This is a genomic window from Collinsella sp. AM34-10 (assembly GCF_003469185.1).
Classification (GTDB): domain Bacteria; phylum Actinomycetota; class Coriobacteriia; order Coriobacteriales; family Coriobacteriaceae; genus Collinsella.
The window spans coordinates 374-2,107 of the sequence record NZ_QSIL01000017.1; the positions used below are offsets into that span (position 1 = coordinate 374).

The window sequence follows — 1,734 nt, forward strand, 5'->3', positions numbered from 1 at the left end:
CTCGGCGAGGGAGGCCCGCATGGCGTCCATCGCGGCGAGGACGTCGTTCACCTCGCGCACGTTGGTGCTGCCGACCGCGAAGTCGAGCTCCCCCGCGCCGACGCGCCCCGCCGCCTCCGCGAGCGGCGCCATCTTGCGCGAGATCACGCGGCTCGCGCGGCGCGCCACGAGCGCGAGCGCGAGCGCGCTTCCCGCAGCGGCGCCGACGAGCATGAGGTTCTGCGGGTTGGGAAGCAGGCCGGCGAGGTCGCGCGAGACCCACTGCGGCAGGTACTCGCTGGCGAGTGCGCAGGCCCCGCCGCCCTTGAGCGGGAACGCGGCGTAGGTGAGGCCCGAGCCCCCGCCCTCGATCTCCACTGTGCCCGGATCAGCGGCGAGTGCCGCTCGGGCCATTTCCGTCGCGTCCTCGAGCCGCGTGCCCTCGAGGTCTGTCATCAGCACGCATCCGTCCTTGTTCAGGATGAGGTAGCGGTACGCCGTCGGCACGTCCTGCTGCCCGCAGACGCCGTCGCGTGCCAGGCCCTCCGCGACCTCGCGCGCATTGGCCGGCCCCCAGCTTGCCTCGTAGACGAAGCCCGCGTCGATCGCCGCGGAGAGCGCCATGAACGAGGCGAGCCACGCCGTGGCGACCGCCGCGAACGCGTAGGCGAAGTAGCGCGCGATGACGAAGGAGAGCGGCATGCCCCCGCGACCTCTCGCCCCGGTCCTCAGAGCTGCCACTTGTACCCCATCCCCCAGACGGTCGCGATCGGATCGGCGCCGGCCTCGGAGAGTTTCCTCCGGGCGCGGCTGACCTGCATGGATATGGCCGCGTCGTCGGCGTCGCTCTCCCAGCCGAGCACCGCCTCGCGTATCTGCGCGCGGCTCATGACCTGCCCGGGGTGGCGGGCGAGGTACTCGCAGATGGCGTACTCGGTGGGCGTGAGCGGCACGGCCTCTCCGCCCACGGCGAGGCCGCGCGCCCCGAGGTCGATCCGCACCTCCCCGAAGGAGAGGGCGTGCGAGCGCGGCCGGCGCTCACGGCGTAGATGGGCCGCGACCTTGGCGCGCAGCTCCGCGGCCCCGAAGGGCTTGCGGACGTAGTCGTCGGCGCCCAGGCCGTAGCCGGCCACGGCGTCCTCCTCGGCCACGCGCGCGGTCAGGAAGACGATGGGCCCGTCGAAGTCCGGGCGGATCTGCCGCACGAGCTCGAAGCCGTCGAGCCCCGGCATCATGACGTCGCAGAGCACGAGGTCGAAGCGCGAGAGGTCCATCCCCGGGACCGTCGTCGGGTCCGCTGTCTTGACGACCTCATGGCCGTCGCGGCCGAGGACGCGCGCGAGCGCGTCGAGGATCGCCCGCTCATCATCCACTGCCAGTATCTTCGACATGTTAGACCTCCTGAAACTCCCGTCGGAATTGTACTAGCGCCGCGCTCAGCGATCCAGAGCCCTGTGCACAGCCGCGGGCGCGGGCGCCCACATGGCGATCTCAGGGTTGGGCAGCACGCGGTCGGCGATCGAGCGCAGCGCCGACCCCCAGCCGGCGTCGAGCAGGGCATTCCCGCCCAGGATGAGCGCTGCGGAGAGGAGGGCGAGCACGGCGGCGAGCGGCTTCCTACTCATCTGCCCTCCCGTCCTCGAAGCGGCAGAACCAGGCCAGAAGGACGGCGGCGGCTGCTAGGGCGAGCACGAGGCCAGCGAGCGCAGTCGTGAGGAGAGGGCCCGCCGCGCGTGCGGCGTCGATGAAGGCCTC

Annotated in this window: 2 protein-coding genes and 1 pseudogene; all 3 read right to left on the bottom strand. The window is 72.3% G+C overall.

Annotation, left to right across the window (positions count from 1 at the left end; genetic code table 11):
- Window positions 1-681 (bottom strand): annotated as a pseudogene (locus DW823_RS09830) (hypothetical protein); the annotation flags it as partial.
- A gap of 26 nt (window positions 682-707) precedes the next feature.
- Window positions 708-1,370: a response regulator transcription factor gene (locus DW823_RS09570; RefSeq protein WP_118082038.1), complete on the bottom strand. Its 663-nt coding sequence runs from the start codon at window positions 1,368-1,370 to the stop codon at window positions 708-710.
- 45 nt (window positions 1,371-1,415) lie between these two features.
- Window positions 1,416-1,604: a hypothetical protein gene (locus DW823_RS09575; protein ID WP_117848989.1), complete on the bottom strand. Its 189-nt coding sequence runs from the start codon at window positions 1,602-1,604 to the stop codon at window positions 1,416-1,418.
- Between the last annotated feature and the right edge of the window lie 130 nt (window positions 1,605-1,734).

What these genes read in the sequence shown, in the direction of transcription:
- DW823_RS09575 (WP_117848989.1), bottom strand. Translation starts at nt 1,604, where the DNA reads ATGAGTAGGAAGCCGCTCGCCGCCGTGCTCGCCCTCCTCTCCGCAGCG.
- DW823_RS09570 (WP_118082038.1), bottom strand. Translation starts at nt 1,370, where the DNA reads ATGTCGAAGATACTGGCAGTGGATGATGAGCGGGCGATCCTCGACGCG.